This window comes from Geodermatophilus sp. SYSU D00708, assembly GCF_054050115.1.
In genome coordinates this window covers 78638-95242 of the sequence record NZ_JBJGYS010000002.1, presented here as the reverse complement: position 1 = coordinate 95242, position 16605 = coordinate 78638, and the positions used below count along the sequence as shown (strand labels likewise).

Here is a 16605-nt window from a genome sequence, read left to right as displayed (position 1 = left end):
CCTCAGCGGCCCTCGACGACCGGGTAGGTCGGGCGCCCGGTCCGGGCCCACGCCACGACGTTCTCCGCCGCCTTGCGCCGCAGTTCCACCTCGGACTCCTCGGAGTACCAGGCGACGTGCGGTGAGAGCAGCGCCCGCGGGTGGCGCAGCAGCGGGTAGCCGGCCGGCGGCGGCTCCTCGGGGAGCACGTCGAGGGCGACGCCCGCGAGCCGGCCCTCCTCCAGCGCCGCGTGCACCGCGTCGAGGTCGACCAGCCCGCCGCGGGCGGTGTTGACCAGGTAGGAGCCGCGCGGCAGCCGCCCGAGCAGTTCGGCGCCCACGAGGCCGTGCGACTCGGGCGTCAGCGGCAGGTGCAGCGTGACCGCGCTGCTCCGGGCGAACAGCTCCGCGAGGCCCGCCCGCTCGATGCCCGGCGGCCACGCCTCGTCCGGGAGGTGGGGGTCGTAGCCCAGGCAGGCGCCGAACCAGGGGGCCGCCCGCTCCGCCGTCGTCCGGCCGATCCGGCCGAGCCCGACCACCCCCAGGGTCAGCCCGCCGGGACGGCGCAGCGGCCCGCCCAGCCGGTGGTCCCACCGCCCGGCGTGCACCTCGCGGTCGTGCCCGGCCAGGTTGCGCAGCAGCGCCAGCAGCATCGCGACCGCGTGCAGCGCCACCTCCCCCGTGCCGTAGTCGGGCACGTTGCACACCCACACCCCGCGCGCCCGGGCGGCCTCGGTGTCCACGACGTCGACGCCCACGCCGTAGCGGCTGACCAGCCGCAGCCGGGGCAGCGCCTCGAGCACCTCGGCCGTGATCGGCGCGTACTGGACGATCACCGCGTCCACGTCCCGGGCGGCGGCGATCACGTCGTCCGCGGTCGTGCACTGCGCGGTGCGCAGCTCGAGTCCGGCGCCGGCGAGGACGCCGGCCTCGATGTCGAGCTCGCCGTACGCCGCGTCGGTGACCAGCACCCGCATCCCGCGCCCGCCTCAGCCGACGGGGACCGCCGCGGCGCCCTCGGCCGCGGCCGCGGCGTCGAACGACGCGGGAACGGGGACCAGCGGCGGCCGCACGGTGCCCATCGGGTGCCCGTGCCGCGCCTCGGCGACGCGCTTGAGCACCCCCGGGCTGGCGTGCTGCTTGGTCATCGCCCGGACCCGCTGCAGGTGCGCGGACAGGGCCGCGGCCTCGGCGGCGCGCCCGCCGCGGACGTGCCCGTAGAGCGCCACGACCTGCTCGGGGACGATGTTGGCCAGCGCGGAGATGGCGCCGGTGGCGGTCGGCAGCCGGGCGGGCAGGTCGTCCTCCGTGCCGAGCAGCACCCCCTTGCCCGCCGCGGCGACGGTCTCGGCGTAGCCCGCCTCGCCCCCGGAGTCCTTCACGCCCCACACCGGCAGGCCGGTCACCAGCTCGGGCGGCACCGGGACGGCGTACTTCGGGACGTGGTAGACGACCACCGGGTGGCGGGTGGCGGCCAGGACGCGCTCGTAGAACCGCCGCAGCCCCTCGGCCGGCACCGGCTTGAAGAAGTAGGGCGGCAGCACCATGACCGCCCGCACCGGCAGGTCCTGCAGGAACGCCAGCAGGTCGAGGGTGTCGGGCAGGTTGCCCTCCGCGACCGTGGGGACGACGTGCAGGGCGTCCGCCTCCGGGAGCAGCGCGCTCAGCAGGGCGCGCTTCTCCCCCGCGGAGACCGAGGGCCCCTCGCCGTTGGTGCCGAACGGGACGACGCCGGTGACCCCCTGCCCGGCGAGCCACCGGACGTGGGCGAGGTAGGCGTCGACGTCGATGCTGCCGCGCTCGTCGTCGCGGAAGGGCGTCACGTTGGCGACGTACACACCTTCGAGCAGGGCCGCGGCGGTCATGGTCACCTCCCGAGGTCGACGGTCCGGTCGAGGAACGCGGTCAGCTCCCGGCGGCTGGGCAGGCCCTCGTAGTCGCCGGCGCTCTGCACGCAGAAGGCGCCCATGGCGTTCGCCGTCCGCAGCCGCTCGTCGGGCGGGAGGCCCCACAGGGTCGCGGCGAGGTAGCCGGCCGCGAACGCGTCCCCGGCCCCGATCGGGTCGACCTGGCGGACGGGGAACCCCGGGGAGGTCAGCCGCTCGCCGTCCACCGCCGCCGCACAGCCGCGGCCGCCGAGCTTGAGCACCACCTCGGCCGGTCCGGCGTCGGCGAGGCGCTCCAGGCAGGTCTCGTCGTCCTCCCCCCACAGGGCGCGGGCCTCCTCGTCGCCCACCAGCAGGACGTCGACGTGCGGCAGCAGCGCCTCGGTGGCCACGCGCGCGGCCGCCGGCTCCCACAGCCGGCTGCGGTAGTTGACGTCGTAGCTCACCCGGACGCCCGCCTCCCGGGCGGTGCGCGCCGCCCACGGCAGGAACTCGGCGCACTCCGGCGACAGCGCCCCGGTGATCCCGGTGAGGTGCAGGAACGCGGCACCCTCGAGGACCGCCGGGTCGAACGCGCCCGGCGCCAGGGTCGCGGCCGCCGACCCGCGGCGGTAGTAGTACACCCGCAGCGCGCCGGCGACCTCCTCCCGCAGGTAGAGCCCGGTGGGCCGGTCCGGGACCCGCCGTACGGCGCTGGTGTCCACGCCCTCGGCGCGCACCCGGTGTAGGACCAGCTCGCCGAGCTCGTCCTCGCCGAGGGCGCTCACCCAGCCGGCCGGGACGCCGAGCCGGGACAGCCCGATGGCGACGTTGCTCTCCGCGCCGCCGATCGACAGCGTCGCCGCGCCGGCGTGCCGGAGCCGGCCGGGGGCCAGGGGGACGACCAGCACCATCGTCTCCCCCGCGGTGACCACCCGCGGAACGGCGCCCGGCCCCTGCTCACCCACCGAAGAGCTTCGCCAGTTGCTCGTTGAACGTCAGCACGGAGAGGAAGCCGAACAGCAGGAACGACCAGACCAGCGCGGCGACCCGGACGCCGCCCGGGCGGATCTCCTCGGGCAGCACCCGCCGGTTCACCAGCAGCAGCAGCGCGGAGTAGATGAACATCATCAGCCCGCCGGTCACCGCGGAGATGACCAGCAGGATCAGCGGCTGCGACAGCCCGGACAGCAGCACGATGCAGCCGATCGCGACCAGGCCCCACACCAGCGCGAAGTAGATCTTGCTCTCGTTCGCGTTGCGCAGGTACGCGGTCTTGAGGACGTCGGCCCCGAGCCGGCTGGTGTAGTCGACGATGCCCAGCGCGGCGGCGAACAGCGAGAACGCGCCGATGATCCAGAAGAAGGTGCCGAACCAGCCGCCGACGCCGGCGTTGAGCGCGTCGCCCTCGGCCTTCAGGAACGAGATGTCGCTGGCCAGCCCCTCCTGGCCGAAGACGGTGGCGTACGCCAGCAGCGAGGTGAACAGGATGGTGAGGAAGCTGATCAGCACGAAGGTGGTCAGCTGCTCGGTGTTGGCGAACTTCCACCAGCGCCGCCACCGGCCCAGGTTCTCCGGGGTCGGCTCGAAGGCGTAGCCGGTCGAGGGGGCCGCCTCCAGGTGGCCGGTGACCGGGCTGACGATCCGCGGCACGTAGGCGCCCATGCCGAAGCGCTTGTCGCGGATCCAGTTGCTCTGGCACAGGTTCTGCCCGCCGCCGGCGCCGGCGAACGCCAGCGCCCCCAGCAGCAGCGCGAACCCGAGCTCCTCGTAGGGCAGCCCGGCGCGGGTGACGATGTGCGGCAGGTCCGCCCACGTCGAGGCGCCGATCACGGCGACCGAGGCGACGACGATGAGCAGCAGGATGGCGGCGACCTTGACCATCTCGATCTTCTCGAGGGCCTGGTACACCACCGGCGCCAGGGTCAGCACGAGGCCGACGACGATCAGCATGCCGATGGCGATGGGCACGACGCTGCCGCCGACGAGGTAGGTGACCAGGGTCGCGGAGCTGGTCACCCACCCCGGCCAGATGTTGGCGAAGTACGCCATGATCGCGAAGACCAGGCCCCAGTGCCGCCAGTACCGGCTGAAGCCGGTGAGCGCGGTCTCCCCCGTGGCGAGCGTGTAGCGCTCGATCTCCATGTTGAGGAAGTACTGGGTGGCCAGCCCCACGAACGCGGCCCACACGAAGACGAGGCCGACCTGCGAGGCGATGTAGGGGTAGAGGATGAACTCGCCGCTGGCCATGCCGACGCCGGCGGCGATGATCCCCGGTCCGATCACGTGCCGGAAGCTCGACGGCGGCTCCGGCATGTCCCGCACCGACGGTGCGGCCAGGTACTTGGTCGGGAACCGGTCGACCACCGAGGAGGGCCGGCCGCCCGGACGAGTCGTGACCATCGCGCCCCCTGTGTGAGCTGCGTCACCATCTCCGTGGGCCCCTATTGCTGCACGTCCGCGGTGCGGGGGCAACCCGGGGTGCGCGGACGGCGGTCAGACCGAGACGTTCGGGTAGTCCCCCGGGCCGTGCGGCGTGAAGGCGACGTGCCGCTCGGAGAGGTCCGCGCTGCGGCGCACCCCGAGCAGCTGCATGCAGCGCAGGTACTCCTCGGCGAGGACCTCGTAGGCGCGCAGCACGCCGTCCCGGCCGCCGGCCATGAGCCCGTAGAGGTAGGCGCGGCCGATCATCACCGCGTCGGCGCCGAGCGCGCGGGCCGCGACGACGTCCTGGCCGTGGAGGACGCCGCCGTCGATGAGCACCGTGGCCTCCGGGCCGACGGCGGCGCGGACGGCGGGCAGCACGTCCAGCGTGGCGGCCGAGCGGTCCAGCTGGCGGCCGCCGTGGTTGGACACGACCACGCCGTCCGCTCCGTGCTCCACCGCCTCGCGGGCCGACGCGGGCGTCGTCACGCCCTTGACCACGAGGTTGCCCCGCCACCGCGCGCGCAGCCAGTCCAGCGAGGTGAAGTCCAGGCCGGGGTCGAACATCATGCTCGCGACCTCGCCCGGCGTCGGGTTGCCCGGGACCCCGGTGAGCGAGGCGAAGGTCATCCCGCCGGTGGTCAGCTTGTTGAACCACCACACCGGGAAGCGGGACATGTTCAGCACGGTGCGGGCGGTCAGCGTGGGCGGGATGGTCAGGCCGTTGACGACGTCCCGGTAGCGCATCCCGGAGACCGTGGTGTCGACGGTGAGCAGGATCGTGGTGTAGCCGGCCGCCTCGGCCCGGGCCAGGAGGTCCTCGTTGACCGTCGGGTCGGCGGTGAAGAACAGCTGGAACCACAGCTCGCCCCCCGGCGCCGCGGCGCGCACGTCCTCGATCGAGGTCGAGCCCACCGTCGACAGCGCGTAGGGGACGCCGACGTGCTCGGCCACGGCCGCCACGGCCGCCTCCCCGTGGTGGTGCATCATCCGCGTGTAGCCGGTCGGTGCGAACACCAGCGGCATCGCGATGCGCGACCCGAGCAGCTCGATGCCGGGGTCGGGGTCGGCCACCGAGCGCAGCGCGTCCGGCAGGAACGTCACCCGCCGGTACGCGGCGACGTTGCGGGCCGCGGTGATCTCCTCCTCGGCGGCGCCGTCCACGTAGTCGAACACCGCGCGCGGCGTGGTGCGCCGGGCGGCCGCCCGCAGGTCGCGGACGGTGAGCGCGTGCTCCAGCCGCCGGGCGGTGCGGCCCAGCCGCGGCCGCCGGAACTGGACGACCTCGCGGAGCTCGGACCACCGCGGCACCTGCCGGGCGGTCGAGACCGGCCCCAGCGGCGGCTTGTCCCCCATGTCCCTTCCTCCCGTGTGCCGCACGTCCGTGCGCGCGTGGGCCGCGGCACCGTCCAGAGTGGCAGGGTCGCCGGGAGCCCGCGCGTCGTCCCACAATCGCGCCCGGAGCGGTCGCGCGGCACCGGGCCCCGGCCGGCGAGAGGAGGCCCCGGTGGACGATGACACGACGCCCGGACGACGGCTGCGCAGCCAGGCCTGGTTCGACAACCCCGAGAACCCCGGGATGACGGCGCTCTACGTCGAGCGGTACCTCAACTGGGGGCTCACCCGCGAGGAGCTCCAGTCGGGCCGGCCGGTCATCGGCATCGCGCAGACCGGCTCGGACCTCGCCCCCTGCAACCGGCACCACCTGGTGCTCGCCGAGCGGGTGCGCGAGGGCATCCGGGACGCCGGCGGCCTGGCCATGGAGTTCCCGGTGCACCCCATCCAGGAGACCGGGCGGCGCCCGACGGCGGCGCTCGACCGCAACCTGGCCTACCTCGGCCTGGTGGAGGTGCTGCACGGCTACCCGCTCGACGGCGTCGTGCTGACCACCGGTTGCGACAAGACCACCCCGGCCTGCCTGATGGCCGCGGCCACCGTCGACCTGCCGGCGATCGTGCTGTCCGGTGGGCCGATGCTCAACGGCTGGCACGACGGGGAGCGGACCGGGTCGGGGACGATCGTCTGGAAGGCCCGCGAGCTGCTCGCCGCCGGGGAGATCGACGAGGCCGGGTTCGTCGACCTGGTCGCCTCCTCGGCGCCGTCCCCCGGCCACTGCAACACCATGGGCACCGCCTCGACGATGAACGCGATCGCCGAGGCCCTCGGCATGAGCCTGCCCGGCTGCGCCGCCATCCCCGCGCCGCACCGCGACCGCGCCCGGATGGCCTACCTCACCGGCCGGCGGATCGTGGAGATGGTGCACGAGGACCTCAAGCCGTCCGACGTGCTGACCCGCGAGGCGTTCGAGAACGCCGTGGTCGTCACCTCCGCCATCGGCGGCTCCACCAACGCGCCGATCCACCTGGGCGCCCTCGCCCGGCACGCCGGCGTCCCGCTGGACCTGGCCGACTGGCAGGACCTGGGGCTGACCGTCCCGCTGATCGTCGACGTGCAGCCGGCCGGCCGGTTCCTCGGCGAGGAGTTCCACCGGGCCGGAGGGGTGCCCGCCGTCGTCCACGAGCTGATGGCCCACGGGCTGGTGCACGAGGACGCCCTCACCGTCAACGGCGCGACGATCGGCGAGAACTGCCGGGACAGCGCGGCGACCGACCGCGAGGTCATCCGCACCTTCGACCGGGCGCTGCTGCCCGACGCGGGCTTCCTCGTGCTGCGGGGCAACCTGTTCGACGACGCGATCATGAAGACCAGCGTCATCTCCCCCGAGTTCCGCGAGCGCTACCTGTCCGACCCCGCGCACCCGGGGGTGTTCGAGGGCCGCGCCGTGGTCTTCGACGGGCCGGAGGACTACCACGCCCGCATCGAGGACCCGGCGCTCCAGATCGACGAGACGTGCCTGCTGGTGATCCGCGGCGTGGGCCCGCTGGGCTACCCGGGCGCGGCGGAGGTCGTCAACATGCAGCCGCCCGCGGCGCTGATCAGGAAGGGCGTGCACGCGCTGCCGTGCATCGGCGACGGCCGCCAGTCGGGGACGTCGGGCTCCCCCTCGATCCTCAACGCCTCACCCGAGGCCGCGGCCGGCGGCGGGCTGGCGCTGCTGCGGACCGGGGACGTCGTCCGGATCGACCTGCCCGCCGGCCGGGCCGACGTCCTGCTGCCCGACGAGGAGCTGGCCGAGCGCCGCCGGGCGCTGGAGGAGGCCGGCGGCTACCCGGTGCCGCCGTCGCAGACGCCGTGGCAGGAGATCCAGCGCTCGATGGTCACCCAGCTGTGCGACGGCATGGTCCTGCGCCCGGCGGTGGGCTACCAGCGGGTCGCGCGGACCGCGGGCATCCCCCGCGACAACCACTGAGGCCTCACCGCCCGGGCGGCGGCCCGCCCTGCACGAGCGCGACCGCCTCCGCGGTGAGCCGGGTGACGGTGGCGAGGTCGCCGGCCGCGATCCGGTCGCGCGGCACCATCCACGAGCCGCCGACCGCCACGACGGCGTCGAGGCGCAGGTAGTCGGCCAGGTCCGCGGGGCCGATGCCGCCGGTGGGCACGAACCGCACCTCGCCGAACGGAGCGGCGAGCGCGGCGACCGCGCGGGCACCGCCGGAGGTGCCGGCGGGGAAGAACTTGACGGCCGTCACGCCCAGCTCGAGGGCCGCCTGCACCTCGGTCGCGGTGACCACGCCGGGCAGGGCGGGGACGCCGTGCTCGGCGCAGCGCTCGACGACCGCGCGGCTGAGGCCGGGCGAGACCACGTAGCGGGCGCCGGCGGCGACGGCCCGGTCCACCTGGGCGGGGGTCAGCACGGTCCCCGCCCCGACGAGGACGTCCCCCCGGTCGGCCACGGCCCGGATGGCGTCGGCCGCGGCGGGGGTGCGGAAGGTGACCTCGGCGACGGGCAGGCCGCCGGCGACGAGCGCGTCGGCCAGGGGGCCGGCGTGCCCCGCGTCGTCCAGCACCACGACCGGGACCAGCCGCGCCCGTTCCAGGGCGGCCAGCACGTCGGTCACCGGTCCACCACGTTCCGCAGCTCGCCGCCGGCCAGCAGCGCCGCGAGGTTGGCGGAGACGAGGTCGTCCGCGCCGACCGGCCGGCCGCCGGCCGCGTGCGGCGTGAGCAGCAGGTTCGGGGCGTCCCACAGCGGGGAGTCCGCGGGCAGGGGCTCGGTCTCGGTCACGTCGAGGGCGGCGCCGGCGAGGCGGCCCTCTCCCAGAGCGGCGACGAGCGCGGCCTCGTCGACCGTCGAGCCGCGGCCGACGTTGACCACGAAGGCGTGCGCCGGGAGCGCGGCCAGTCGGCCGGCGTCGAGGGCCCGGGTGGTGCCGGGGGTCGAGGGCAGCACCATGACCAGCACGTCGGTCCGCCCCAGCTCGGCGTCCAGGTCGTCCTCGGCGACGACGGCGAACCCGGAGCGCTCCCCCGCGCTGCGCGCCGCGCCCCGGACGGAGGCGCCCAGCTGGGCCAGCAGGGGCGCGAGGGTCTGCCCGATGGCGCCGAACCCCCAGATGAGCACGCGGGCGTCGATCAGGGTGGTGACCGCACCCTCGGGGTGCAGCGGCTGCAGGCCGCCCAGCTCGCGGGCCCAGCGGTGCTCCGCCTGCGCGCGGGCGGCCGCGGGCAGCCGGCGCACCAGCGCGAGCACCATCGCCAGGGCGTGCTCGGTCACCGTCGCGCTGTGCAGCCCCACCCCGGCGGTGACGACGACGTCCTCGGGGAAGCCGGCGGCGAGCACGGCGTCGGGTCCGGCCGCCAGCGTCTGCACCCAGCGCAGCCGCGGCATCCGGCCGGCGACGGCGGCGAGGTCGGCCGGGGCGTTGCCCCACACGACCAGCGCCTCGGCGTCCAGGTGCTCGTCGGGGACGGGGGCCGAGGCGTCGTAGGTGACGGCGCGGACGCCGTCGGGCAGGTCCGGCGCCAGCGGGACGGAGTCGGGCAGCAGCAGCTTCACGGGGGGCCTCTCGTCGCAGGTCAGGCGGCGACCGGGCGCCGCCCCGGGACGGCGTCGTCCTCGAGGCGCAGGTCGCGGCCACGGGTCTCCGGCGACAGCAGCATGGCGACGGCGGAGATCCCGATCATCCCCATCGTGTAGACCGCGACCGGCCACCAGCTGCCCGACGCCCAGGTGATCAGCGCGGAGGAGACCAGCGGTGCGATGCCGCGCCCGAAGACCGAGGAGAACTCGCGGGCCAACGAGATGCCGGCGTAGCGGTAACGGGCGCCGAACACCTCCGCGTAGAACGCGCCCTGGCTGCCCACGCCGAGGGCGGCCCGCCGGAGGTCGGCCTGGTCGACGGGGTGGTCGTCGGTCTCGAGCGATGCTCGGGAGGTGCTCACGGGAACTCCTGCCGGTGGAGGCCTGCAGGCACATGGCACACCCGGACACCCGGCGCCGCCACCGCAGGGCGGCCGCCGGTCGTCCCGCGGAGCGGGCGTCAGCCCCGGTAGTTCACGTGGACGTGGTCGAAGTGGTTGGCCGTCACGCCGCCGCGGTCGGCCATCGGCTCGAAGGACCCGTTCGGCGACTGCAGGATCCGCTGCTCCCAGATGAGGTACTCCACGCCGAGCTCGGCCCAGTGGTCGCGGTGGTACTGGACGATGGCGTCGCCCAGGGCCGCGTCGGTCAGGACCATGTAGTCCACGGCCAGGCCGGAGGGGTGGCCGTGCGGGTCGGTCGCGCTGGCGCGGGTGCCGCCCAGGGTGATGTCGGCGGCGCCCGGCACGTTCGAGACGACGGCGTTGGCGGCGGCCTGCGCGGCCGGCTTGATGCTCCCGGCGGTGTTGGTGATCCGCGCGACCGCGCCCGGGGCCGCCGCGCGCGCCGGGGCGGCGGCCGCCGGTGCGGGGGCGGCGGGTGCGGCCTGCTCGGCGGCAGCGGCGGCTTCGGCCTCGGCGGCTGCTCGCGCGGCGGCCTCGGCCTCGGCGGCGGCCCGGGCGGCGGCCTCGGCCTCGGCCTGCTGCCGGTCCCGCGCGGCCTGGTCGGCGGCGGCCTGCGCCTGCTGCGCGGCGGTCTGCTCGGCCTCGCGGGAGGCGCGGCTGGCGGCGAGGTCCTCGAGCGGCTGCAGGTCCGGAGCCGCGTCGACCCGCGCCGGGGCGGACTGGGCGCTGAGCCCGAGCTCCGCGGCGACGCTGACCGACTCCGACGCGCCGGCCTCCGCCTGCGCGGCCGGCTCGACGCCGATGAGGGCGTTGGCCAGGACGGCGCCGGCGACGGCGGTGCCCAGGAGCAGCGCCGGACGGCGGCGCGAGCGGGGCTTCCCGCGGCGGTCTGCGCGGGAGGAGGTGGTGGTGCGGGGGTCCATGGGGTGTTGCTCCGAGGTGTGCGAGCGCAGCGGCACCACGGCGGGGCGCGGGCTGCGGCGGGGAGGTCGGGCGGGGGGCGGCGGCGGTCCGGGCGGGCCGGTCCGCGGCACTCCGGGGGACGGCGGGGGCGCCGGTCGAGCGAGGGTGCTCGGGGGTGCGGCGGGTGCGGGCCCGGGACGGCCGCGTGCGGTCAGGTGCGCCGGCGCGCCCGGTACCGGAGCGACGAGGGGCGTCCAGCAGCGCAGGGGCACGCCATGCGGCGGCTCTCCGTTCTTCCGTGAGCCGCCTACCGAGTTAGCTGACGGGTTCGGGCGGGAAGCAGCCCTACCGGCCCCGGGCACGTGGCCCGGAGCGGATTCACCCCAGTACTGCGGTGGGTCCCCGGCTCGCCCCGGAGGGCGACTCGGCGGCGTCCGCCGGCTTCCCCGGAGGGGGACGTGACGACCGGGCGGACCCACCGACAGTAACCGGCGTTATGCGTTTGTGACAATCGCGCGCCGACGATTCGTCGGGTGATGCGTGTCGCGCCTTCCCCGCCCGACGGTCGGAGCTGGTACGCGCCGTCGATCCGCGTGCGCGGGGCCGCCCGCGCCGTGCGTGCACGTACCGCGGTGGTCGGTGCCCGCAGGACGCGGTAGGTGCACACCCCGTCGTCGGGGCCGCGGGAAGGGTCGCGGGAAGGGCCGGAACGCCGCCCTATGGTGGGGCCGTGGAGGTCTGGTTCAACCCGTCCTGCTCCAAGTGCCGCGCCGCGCGGGCCCAGCTGGAGGAGGCCGGCGTCGAGTACACGCTGCGCCGTTACCTTGACGACCCGCCGACCGAGGACGAGCTGCGCGCCGCGCTGGCCGCCCTCTCCCTCGAGCCGTGGGACGTCACGCGGATGTCCGAGCCGCTCGCCCGCGAGCTGGGCCTGGCGGACCGGCCGCGGGACGCCGACGCGTGGATCCGCCTGCTCGCCGAGCACCCGCGGCTCATCCAGCGCCCGCTGGTGCTCACCGACGACGGCCGGGCGTGGATCGCCCGTGACGACCAGACCCTCACCGAGGTGGTCGCGGCCGGACGGCGCCCCGGCCAGGACGGCTGAGCCCGGTCGGCGCTACCGGCCCAGCAGCCGCCGCAGCCCCGTCACGGGTGCGCGCAGCGACCACCACGCCAGCCGCACCGGCACGCCGGCCGCGGCCCGGGCCCCGCGCACGCACAGGCGCCGCAGATCGGCGTACTCGGCGGGCCGCGGACGGTTCGCCGCAGCGGGCCGTGGGCCCGCGGCGGGCGCGGCCTCGTCGGGGGGCGGCGTCGCCGGGACGATCAGGTCGACCGTCGTCCGCCGCCGGGGCGCCCGCAGCGACTCGAACGACGGGATGGGCGGCGGCGTGGGCGCGTCGTCGTCGGCCTCGATGCCGGCGGCGACCGCCTCGGTGTGCACCTCGGCCTCCGAGGGGGCCGTGCGGGGCACGCGGGCGACCGGCTCGGGGACGACGGTGCGGATCGCGGCGATCAGGCCCGGGCCGAGCCCGTCGATCGCGGCGAGCTCCCGCCGGCTGAGGCCCGCGAGCTCCTCGGTGGTGGTCACGCCCGCGCGGAGCAGCGCGGTCACGGCCCGCCCGGGCAACCCCAGGTCGCGGATCGTCCCCGCCGGCCCGCCCCCCGGCGACTCGATCGACATGCCGCTCAACGTAATCGCTGCCCGCCGTCCGGGCGCAGGTGGACCGGCGCGGGGCGCTGCCGAGCCGCGCGTCACTCGCGGGTGGAGGTGTCCCCGGTGTGGTGGGCGCAGCCCGGCGGGCCACTACCGTCCGGCTCCTCCCACGGACCGGCCGAGCAGCGCGGCGAGCCGGTCGATCGCCGGTGCGTCCTCGGCCACCGGCCGGGGCGGCGCGAACGGCTGCCGGCCCTCCGGGAGGCGCCCCAGCAGGTCGCGGCTGAACGCCAGCTCGCGCTCGGCGAGCTCGTCGGGGAACGGCGCGGGCCGGCCGGTCGCGCGGGCGAGGTCCCAGCCGTGCACCAGCGTCTCGACGGTGCGCAGGCGCACGAGGGCGGGGCCGGGCAGCGTGCCGGCGGGCAGCGTGTGTGCCCGCTCCAGGACCCCCGGTTCCCGCAGCGCGGCCAGCAGCTGGTCGGCCGAGTCCCGGTGACTGGCCGCGGGGTCCTCCCCCAGCTGGTCGACGGAGGCCCGCCGGCCGAGCTGGTCCAGCGGCGGCAGCGGCTCACCGCGCAGCACGCGGACGACGAGCCGGTTGCCGCCGACGAGGTGGTTGACCAGCCGGCGGACGGTCCAGTCGGTGCACGGGGTCGGGGCGTCCCACTGGTCGGGCGTCACGGCGGCGACCAGCTGTCCGGTGCCGTCGAGCGCGGTGGCCAGCGGGGCGAGGGGTGCGTCGGTCACGGGTCCTCCGGGGCTGCGGGCTGCGCTGGGCGGCGAGCGTGGCAGCTGCCACCGACGATCCCGGAGCCCTCAGCCGGCGTCGGCCCAGGACCGCACCACGGCGACGTCGAGCGGGAAGTCCACGGGGAACCCCCCGAACAGCAGCCGGCCCGCCTCGGCCGCCGCGCGCCGCACCTCGGCGGTCACGTCCTGGGCCAGGGCCTCGGGGGTGTGGACGACGACCTCGTCGTGCAGGAAGAACACCAGGTGCGGGCGCTCGTCGACCCGCCCGGTGCCGCCGAGCCGCCACAGCCGGTTGCGCAGGTCGGCCAGCCAGCACAGCGCCCACTCGGCGCCGGTGCCCTGGACGACGAAGTTGCGGGTGAACCGCCCCCAGGCGCGGCGGTGGCGGTCCCGCTGCTCGCTGCCGTCGTCCCCGTCGGCGGGCTCGCCGAGCCCCACCGGGCGTTGCGCCCAGGCCCCGGTCGGCGCCGGCGATCCCCGGCCGAGCAGGGTGTGCACGACCTCGCCGCGCTCCCCCGCGCGGGCGGCCTCCTCCACCAGCCCGATCGCGCGCGGGTACCGGCGGGCCAGCCGCGGCATCATGCGGCCGCTCTCGCCGCGGGTGCCGCCGTACATCGCCCCGAGCATGCCCACCTTGGCCTCGGCGCGGGTCGCGACCGCACCGGAGGCCACCATGCCCTGGTAGAGGTCCGACGAGCGGGCCGCCTCGGCCATCGCGAGGTCGCCGCTCATCCCGGCGAGCACCCGCGGTTCGAGCTGGGCGACGTCGGCGACCACGAACCGCCAGCCGTCGTCGGCCACCGCCGCGGGGCGGACCTGGACCGGCACCGACAGCGCTCCCCCGCCGTTCGACGCCCACCGCCCGGTGACCACGCCCCCGGGCACGAAGACCGAGCGGAACCGGCCCTCGCGCACCCAGCTGTCCAGCCAGTTCCAGCCGTTGGCGGCGAGCAGCCGGGCGAGCCTCTTGTACTCGAGCAACGGCGCGACGACGGGGTGGTCGAACTGCTCGAGGGTCCAGGACCGGGTGTCGCGGACCGGCAGCCCGACGTCCTGCAGGGCCCGCAGCAGCGCGCCCGGCGAGTCCGGGTTGAGGTCGGGCACGCCGAGCGCGGCGCGCACCTCCCGGGCCAGCGCCTCCAGACCCGAGGGCCGGGCCCCGCCGACCGGCCGCGGGCCGAGCAGACCGGTGAGCAGCCGCTCGTGCACGTCGGCCCGCCACGGCAGGCCGGCCCAGGTCATCTCGGCGGCGGCGAGCGCGCCGGAGGACTCCGCCGCCACCAGCAGACCCAGCCGCGCCCGCCGGGGCGACGCGGCGAGCACCGCCTGCTGCCGCTCGTGCTCGGCGAGGGGGTCGAGGCGGTCGGCGGGGTCGTCGAGAGCGAACAGCGCCGGGGCGGCCTCGCTCACCGGCTGCAGCGCGTCCCACCCCGCGGTGTCGCCGCCGCTGAGCAGCGCCTGGTCGGCGAACGGCGAGCGCCGCAGCAGCGCGTGGCCGAGCCGCAGGTCGGTGCATCGCTCGACCCGGACGCCGGCCGCCAGGAGCGCCGGGTACCACCGGGTGGTGTCGTCCCACACCCAGCGGACCGGCGCGGACTCCCGCTCCCGGACGTAGCCGGGCAGCTCCCCGGCCGGCAGCAGGGTGACCCCCACCGGCCGGCCGTCCTCGGTGCACTCGCGCGCCTGGACGGCCCCCGCGCCGCGGCGCACGAGGACGACCCGGTTCACCCTCGCAGTGTCGCGGACACCGCCGACGGCTCCGCGGAGGGCGGGGGCCTCAGCCGTCGGCGAGCCAGCTGCCGTGGAAGCCCAGGGGCACCCGCGCCGGCAGGTGGACCCGCGCCACGGGCTCCCCCGTGAAGTCCTGCGCGGCGAGGACGGCGAGGTCGGCGGCGCCGCGGTCGGGGTCGTGCACGAAGGCCAGCACGTAGCCGTCGTCCTCCGCGGCGTCGGGGGACGACGGCGCGAACACGGCCTCGCCGACGGTGGCGTTCCGCTCGAACGCGTGCGCCTCGACGGTCCCGGCGACGAGGTCGTGCTTGAGCAGGGCGTTGGCGAACGCGCCGTCGGTGAACAGCCCCGTCGGGTGCACGGTCGCCGGGCCCAGGTCGCCCATGGCGGCGCTGTAGCCGTAGCGGTGCGGCCGGGACACGACCCGCTCGTCGACGCGCGGGAACTCCTGCTCGCGGTCGTCGAGCCGGGTCGTGGAGACCCGCCCGGCGACCGGGTCGACGACCCAGCGGTCGAGGGTGAGCGGACCCTGCCCGGCCAGCGCGGAGAAGTCGTAGTCGCCCCCGTACCGGCACACGTCGACGACGACCCGGCCGTCCTCGTCGTCGTAGGCGTTGAGCGTGTGGAAGACCCAGCAGGGGTCGACCTCGGCCCACCTGACCTCCCGGGTGGTGCCCTGCCGGGGCAGCAGCCCGATCCGCGGCGGGTGTGCGGGGTTCCAGGCGTAGGGCAGCCGCACCCCGGCCATCGCGGCGTCCATGCTGAACGTGACCGGCAGGTCGAGCAGCACCACGTACCGCTCGGTGAGGGCGAAGTCGTGCATCATCGGCCCGTCCGCGACGGGCACGTCGGTGGTGCCGCTGACCCTCCCGTCGGGGCCGATGACGACGTGCTGGACGTGGTCCCAGCCCCAGAAGTAGGCAACCGCGTGCAGGTCCCCGGTCGCCCGGTCGAGCTTGGTGTGCGCGGCGTAGCCACCGGGCAGCGTGCGGTCGAAGTCGCAGGGGCCCACGGTCTCCAGCTCGTCGGTGAGCACGTAGGGCAGCGGGCCGGCCTCGACGGTGGCCAGCGTCCGGCCGGCGTGGGTGATCACGTGCGTGTTGGCGGCGAAGTCCATGTCGGCGTGCACCGGGCCGCCGGCCCACTGCTCCCCCAGCGCCTCGGCCACCTGCCGGGACCTGACCCAGCGGTTGCGGTACCACTCGGCGCGGCCGTCGCGCAGCCGGACGCCGTGCACCATGCCGGGGCCGAGGAACCAGTGCTGCACGGGCTCGTCGAGGCCCAGCGGGTTGGGCCCGTTGCGCAGGTACCGGCCCGTCAGCTCCGCGGGCAGGCGGCCGGTGACCGGCAGGTCGAAGGCGGTGACCTCCTCGGTGACCGGGGCGTAGGGCCCCTCGAGGAACCGGCTGCGGTCGGTGGTCGGGTGCTCGAGCATCGTCTGCCCCTCGCGGGTCGTCGGGACGGCGCGTCCGGGGCCGATGCTCACCGGCGGCTCCCCGTGCCGACAGGGCCCAACCGCCCTGCCGCGGCCCGCTCACCTCCGCGGCGCCCGTCCGGGTGCTTGGCTGACCGGCGCGGAGTGGAGTTCGCGATGCCGGTGCACCTGAACCACACCATCGTCGGCGCGCGCGACAGGCAGCGGTCGGCGGCCTTCCTCGCCGACGTCCTCGGGCTCCCGCCGCCCACCACCTTCGGCCCGTTCGCCGTCGTCTCGCTGGACAACGACGTCTCCCTCGACTTCATGGACGACCCGCAGGTGCAGCCGCGGCACTACGCGTTCTTGGTCACCGAGGAGGAGTTCGACGCCATCTTCGGCCGGATCCGGGCCCGGGGGCTGCCGTTCTGGGCCGACCCGTTCGAGCAGCACCCCGGCGAGATCAACACCAACGACGGCGGTCGCGGCGTCTACTGGCACGACCCCGACGGGCACGTCCTGGAGATCATCACCCGGCCCTACGGCGGCTGAGCCGG

16 protein-coding genes and 1 riboswitch are annotated in these 16605 nt (G+C 76.2%); of the genes, 3 read left to right on the top strand and 13 right to left on the bottom strand.

Annotated elements, in window-relative coordinates; all coding sequences use genetic code 11:
* Positions 1–2 precede the first annotated feature (2 nt).
* The 5 genes from ACI79D_RS02325 to ACI79D_RS02305 form a co-directional block, all read right to left on the bottom strand.
* Positions 3–956, bottom strand: a complete 954-nt coding sequence (locus tag ACI79D_RS02325; RefSeq protein ID WP_456916684.1) for a C-terminal binding protein — start codon at positions 954–956, stop codon at positions 3–5.
* A 12-nt stretch (positions 957–968) separates the two neighbouring features.
* Positions 969–1844 carry a dihydrodipicolinate synthase family protein gene (locus ACI79D_RS02320; RefSeq protein ID WP_456916683.1) on the bottom strand — a complete coding sequence of 292 codons (876 nt, stop codon included), beginning with the start codon at positions 1842–1844 and terminating at the stop codon, positions 969–971.
* Between the two features lie 2 nt (positions 1845–1846).
* Positions 1847–2812 (bottom strand): sugar kinase, encoded by a 966-nt coding sequence (locus tag ACI79D_RS02315; protein ID WP_456916682.1) that lies wholly within the window; start codon positions 2810–2812, stop codon positions 1847–1849.
* Complete coding sequence (locus tag ACI79D_RS02310; protein ID WP_456916681.1) at positions 2805–4247, bottom strand: Nramp family divalent metal transporter; 1443 nt, start codon at positions 4245–4247, stop codon at positions 2805–2807. The genes ACI79D_RS02315 and ACI79D_RS02310 overlap by 8 nt, the downstream gene beginning before the upstream one ends.
* Positions 4248–4340: 93 nt before the next feature.
* A complete protein-coding gene (locus ACI79D_RS02305; protein ID WP_456916680.1) occupies positions 4341–5624 on the bottom strand; it encodes an alpha-hydroxy acid oxidase in 1284 nt (427 codons plus the stop codon).
* 151 nt (positions 5625–5775) lie between these two features.
* Between ACI79D_RS02305 and ACI79D_RS02300 the strand changes: the two genes are divergently transcribed.
* The gene (locus ACI79D_RS02300) at positions 5776–7578 is read left to right on the top strand and encodes an IlvD/Edd family dehydratase (protein ID WP_456916679.1); all 1803 of its coding nucleotides are present in this window, start codon (positions 5776–5778) and stop codon (positions 7576–7578) included.
* Positions 7579–7582: 4 nt separating this feature from the next.
* On the opposite strand, the gene eda is transcribed toward ACI79D_RS02300, so the two are convergent.
* The 4 genes from eda to ACI79D_RS02280 form a co-directional block, all read right to left on the bottom strand.
* Positions 7583–8227: a bifunctional 4-hydroxy-2-oxoglutarate aldolase/2-dehydro-3-deoxy-phosphogluconate aldolase gene (eda, locus tag ACI79D_RS02295; protein ID WP_456916678.1), complete on the bottom strand. Its 645-nt coding sequence runs from the start codon at positions 8225–8227 to the stop codon at positions 7583–7585.
* Positions 8224–9165, bottom strand: coding sequence for a phosphoglycerate dehydrogenase (locus ACI79D_RS02290; protein ID WP_456916677.1), 942 nt, complete (start codon positions 9163–9165; stop codon positions 8224–8226). The genes eda and ACI79D_RS02290 overlap by 4 nt, the downstream gene beginning before the upstream one ends.
* 20 nt (positions 9166–9185) lie before the next feature.
* Positions 9186–9551, bottom strand: coding sequence for a hypothetical protein (locus ACI79D_RS02285; RefSeq protein ID WP_456916676.1), 366 nt, complete (start codon positions 9549–9551; stop codon positions 9186–9188).
* A gap of 98 nt (positions 9552–9649) precedes the next feature.
* Positions 9650–10516, bottom strand: a complete 867-nt coding sequence (locus tag ACI79D_RS02280) for a hypothetical protein (RefSeq protein ID WP_456916675.1) — start codon at positions 10514–10516, stop codon at positions 9650–9652.
* A gap of 269 nt (positions 10517–10785) precedes the next feature.
* A riboswitch (cyclic di-AMP (ydaO/yuaA leader) is annotated at positions 10786–10936 on the bottom strand.
* Between the two features lie 290 nt (positions 10937–11226).
* Here ACI79D_RS02280 and ACI79D_RS02275 point away from each other — a divergent pair.
* Positions 11227–11601: an ArsC/Spx/MgsR family protein gene (locus ACI79D_RS02275; RefSeq protein ID WP_456916674.1), complete on the top strand. Its 375-nt coding sequence runs from the start codon at positions 11227–11229 to the stop codon at positions 11599–11601.
* A gap of 12 nt (positions 11602–11613) precedes the next feature.
* On the opposite strand, the gene ACI79D_RS02270 is transcribed toward ACI79D_RS02275, so the two are convergent.
* From ACI79D_RS02270 to ACI79D_RS02255, 4 genes are all read right to left on the bottom strand, one after another.
* Positions 11614–12180: a hypothetical protein gene (locus tag ACI79D_RS02270; protein WP_456916673.1), complete on the bottom strand. Its 567-nt coding sequence runs from the start codon at positions 12178–12180 to the stop codon at positions 11614–11616.
* Positions 12181–12303: 123 nt separating this feature from the next.
* Complete coding sequence (locus tag ACI79D_RS02265) at positions 12304–12900, bottom strand: TIGR03086 family metal-binding protein (RefSeq protein ID WP_456916672.1); 597 nt, start codon at positions 12898–12900, stop codon at positions 12304–12306.
* A 69-nt stretch (positions 12901–12969) separates the two neighbouring features.
* Positions 12970–14631 carry a bifunctional 3'-5' exonuclease/DNA polymerase gene (locus tag ACI79D_RS02260; RefSeq protein ID WP_456916671.1) on the bottom strand — a complete coding sequence of 554 codons (1662 nt, stop codon included), beginning with the start codon at positions 14629–14631 and terminating at the stop codon, positions 12970–12972.
* Positions 14632–14680: 49 nt separating this feature from the next.
* The gene (locus ACI79D_RS02255) at positions 14681–16120 is read right to left on the bottom strand and encodes a carotenoid oxygenase family protein (RefSeq protein ID WP_456916670.1); all 1440 of its coding nucleotides are present in this window, start codon (positions 16118–16120) and stop codon (positions 14681–14683) included.
* A gap of 105 nt (positions 16121–16225) precedes the next feature.
* On the opposite strand from ACI79D_RS02255, the gene ACI79D_RS02250 reads away from it, so the two are divergent.
* Complete coding sequence (locus ACI79D_RS02250; RefSeq protein ID WP_456916669.1) at positions 16226–16600, top strand: VOC family protein; 375 nt, start codon at positions 16226–16228, stop codon at positions 16598–16600.
* Positions 16601–16605 lie beyond the last annotated feature (5 nt).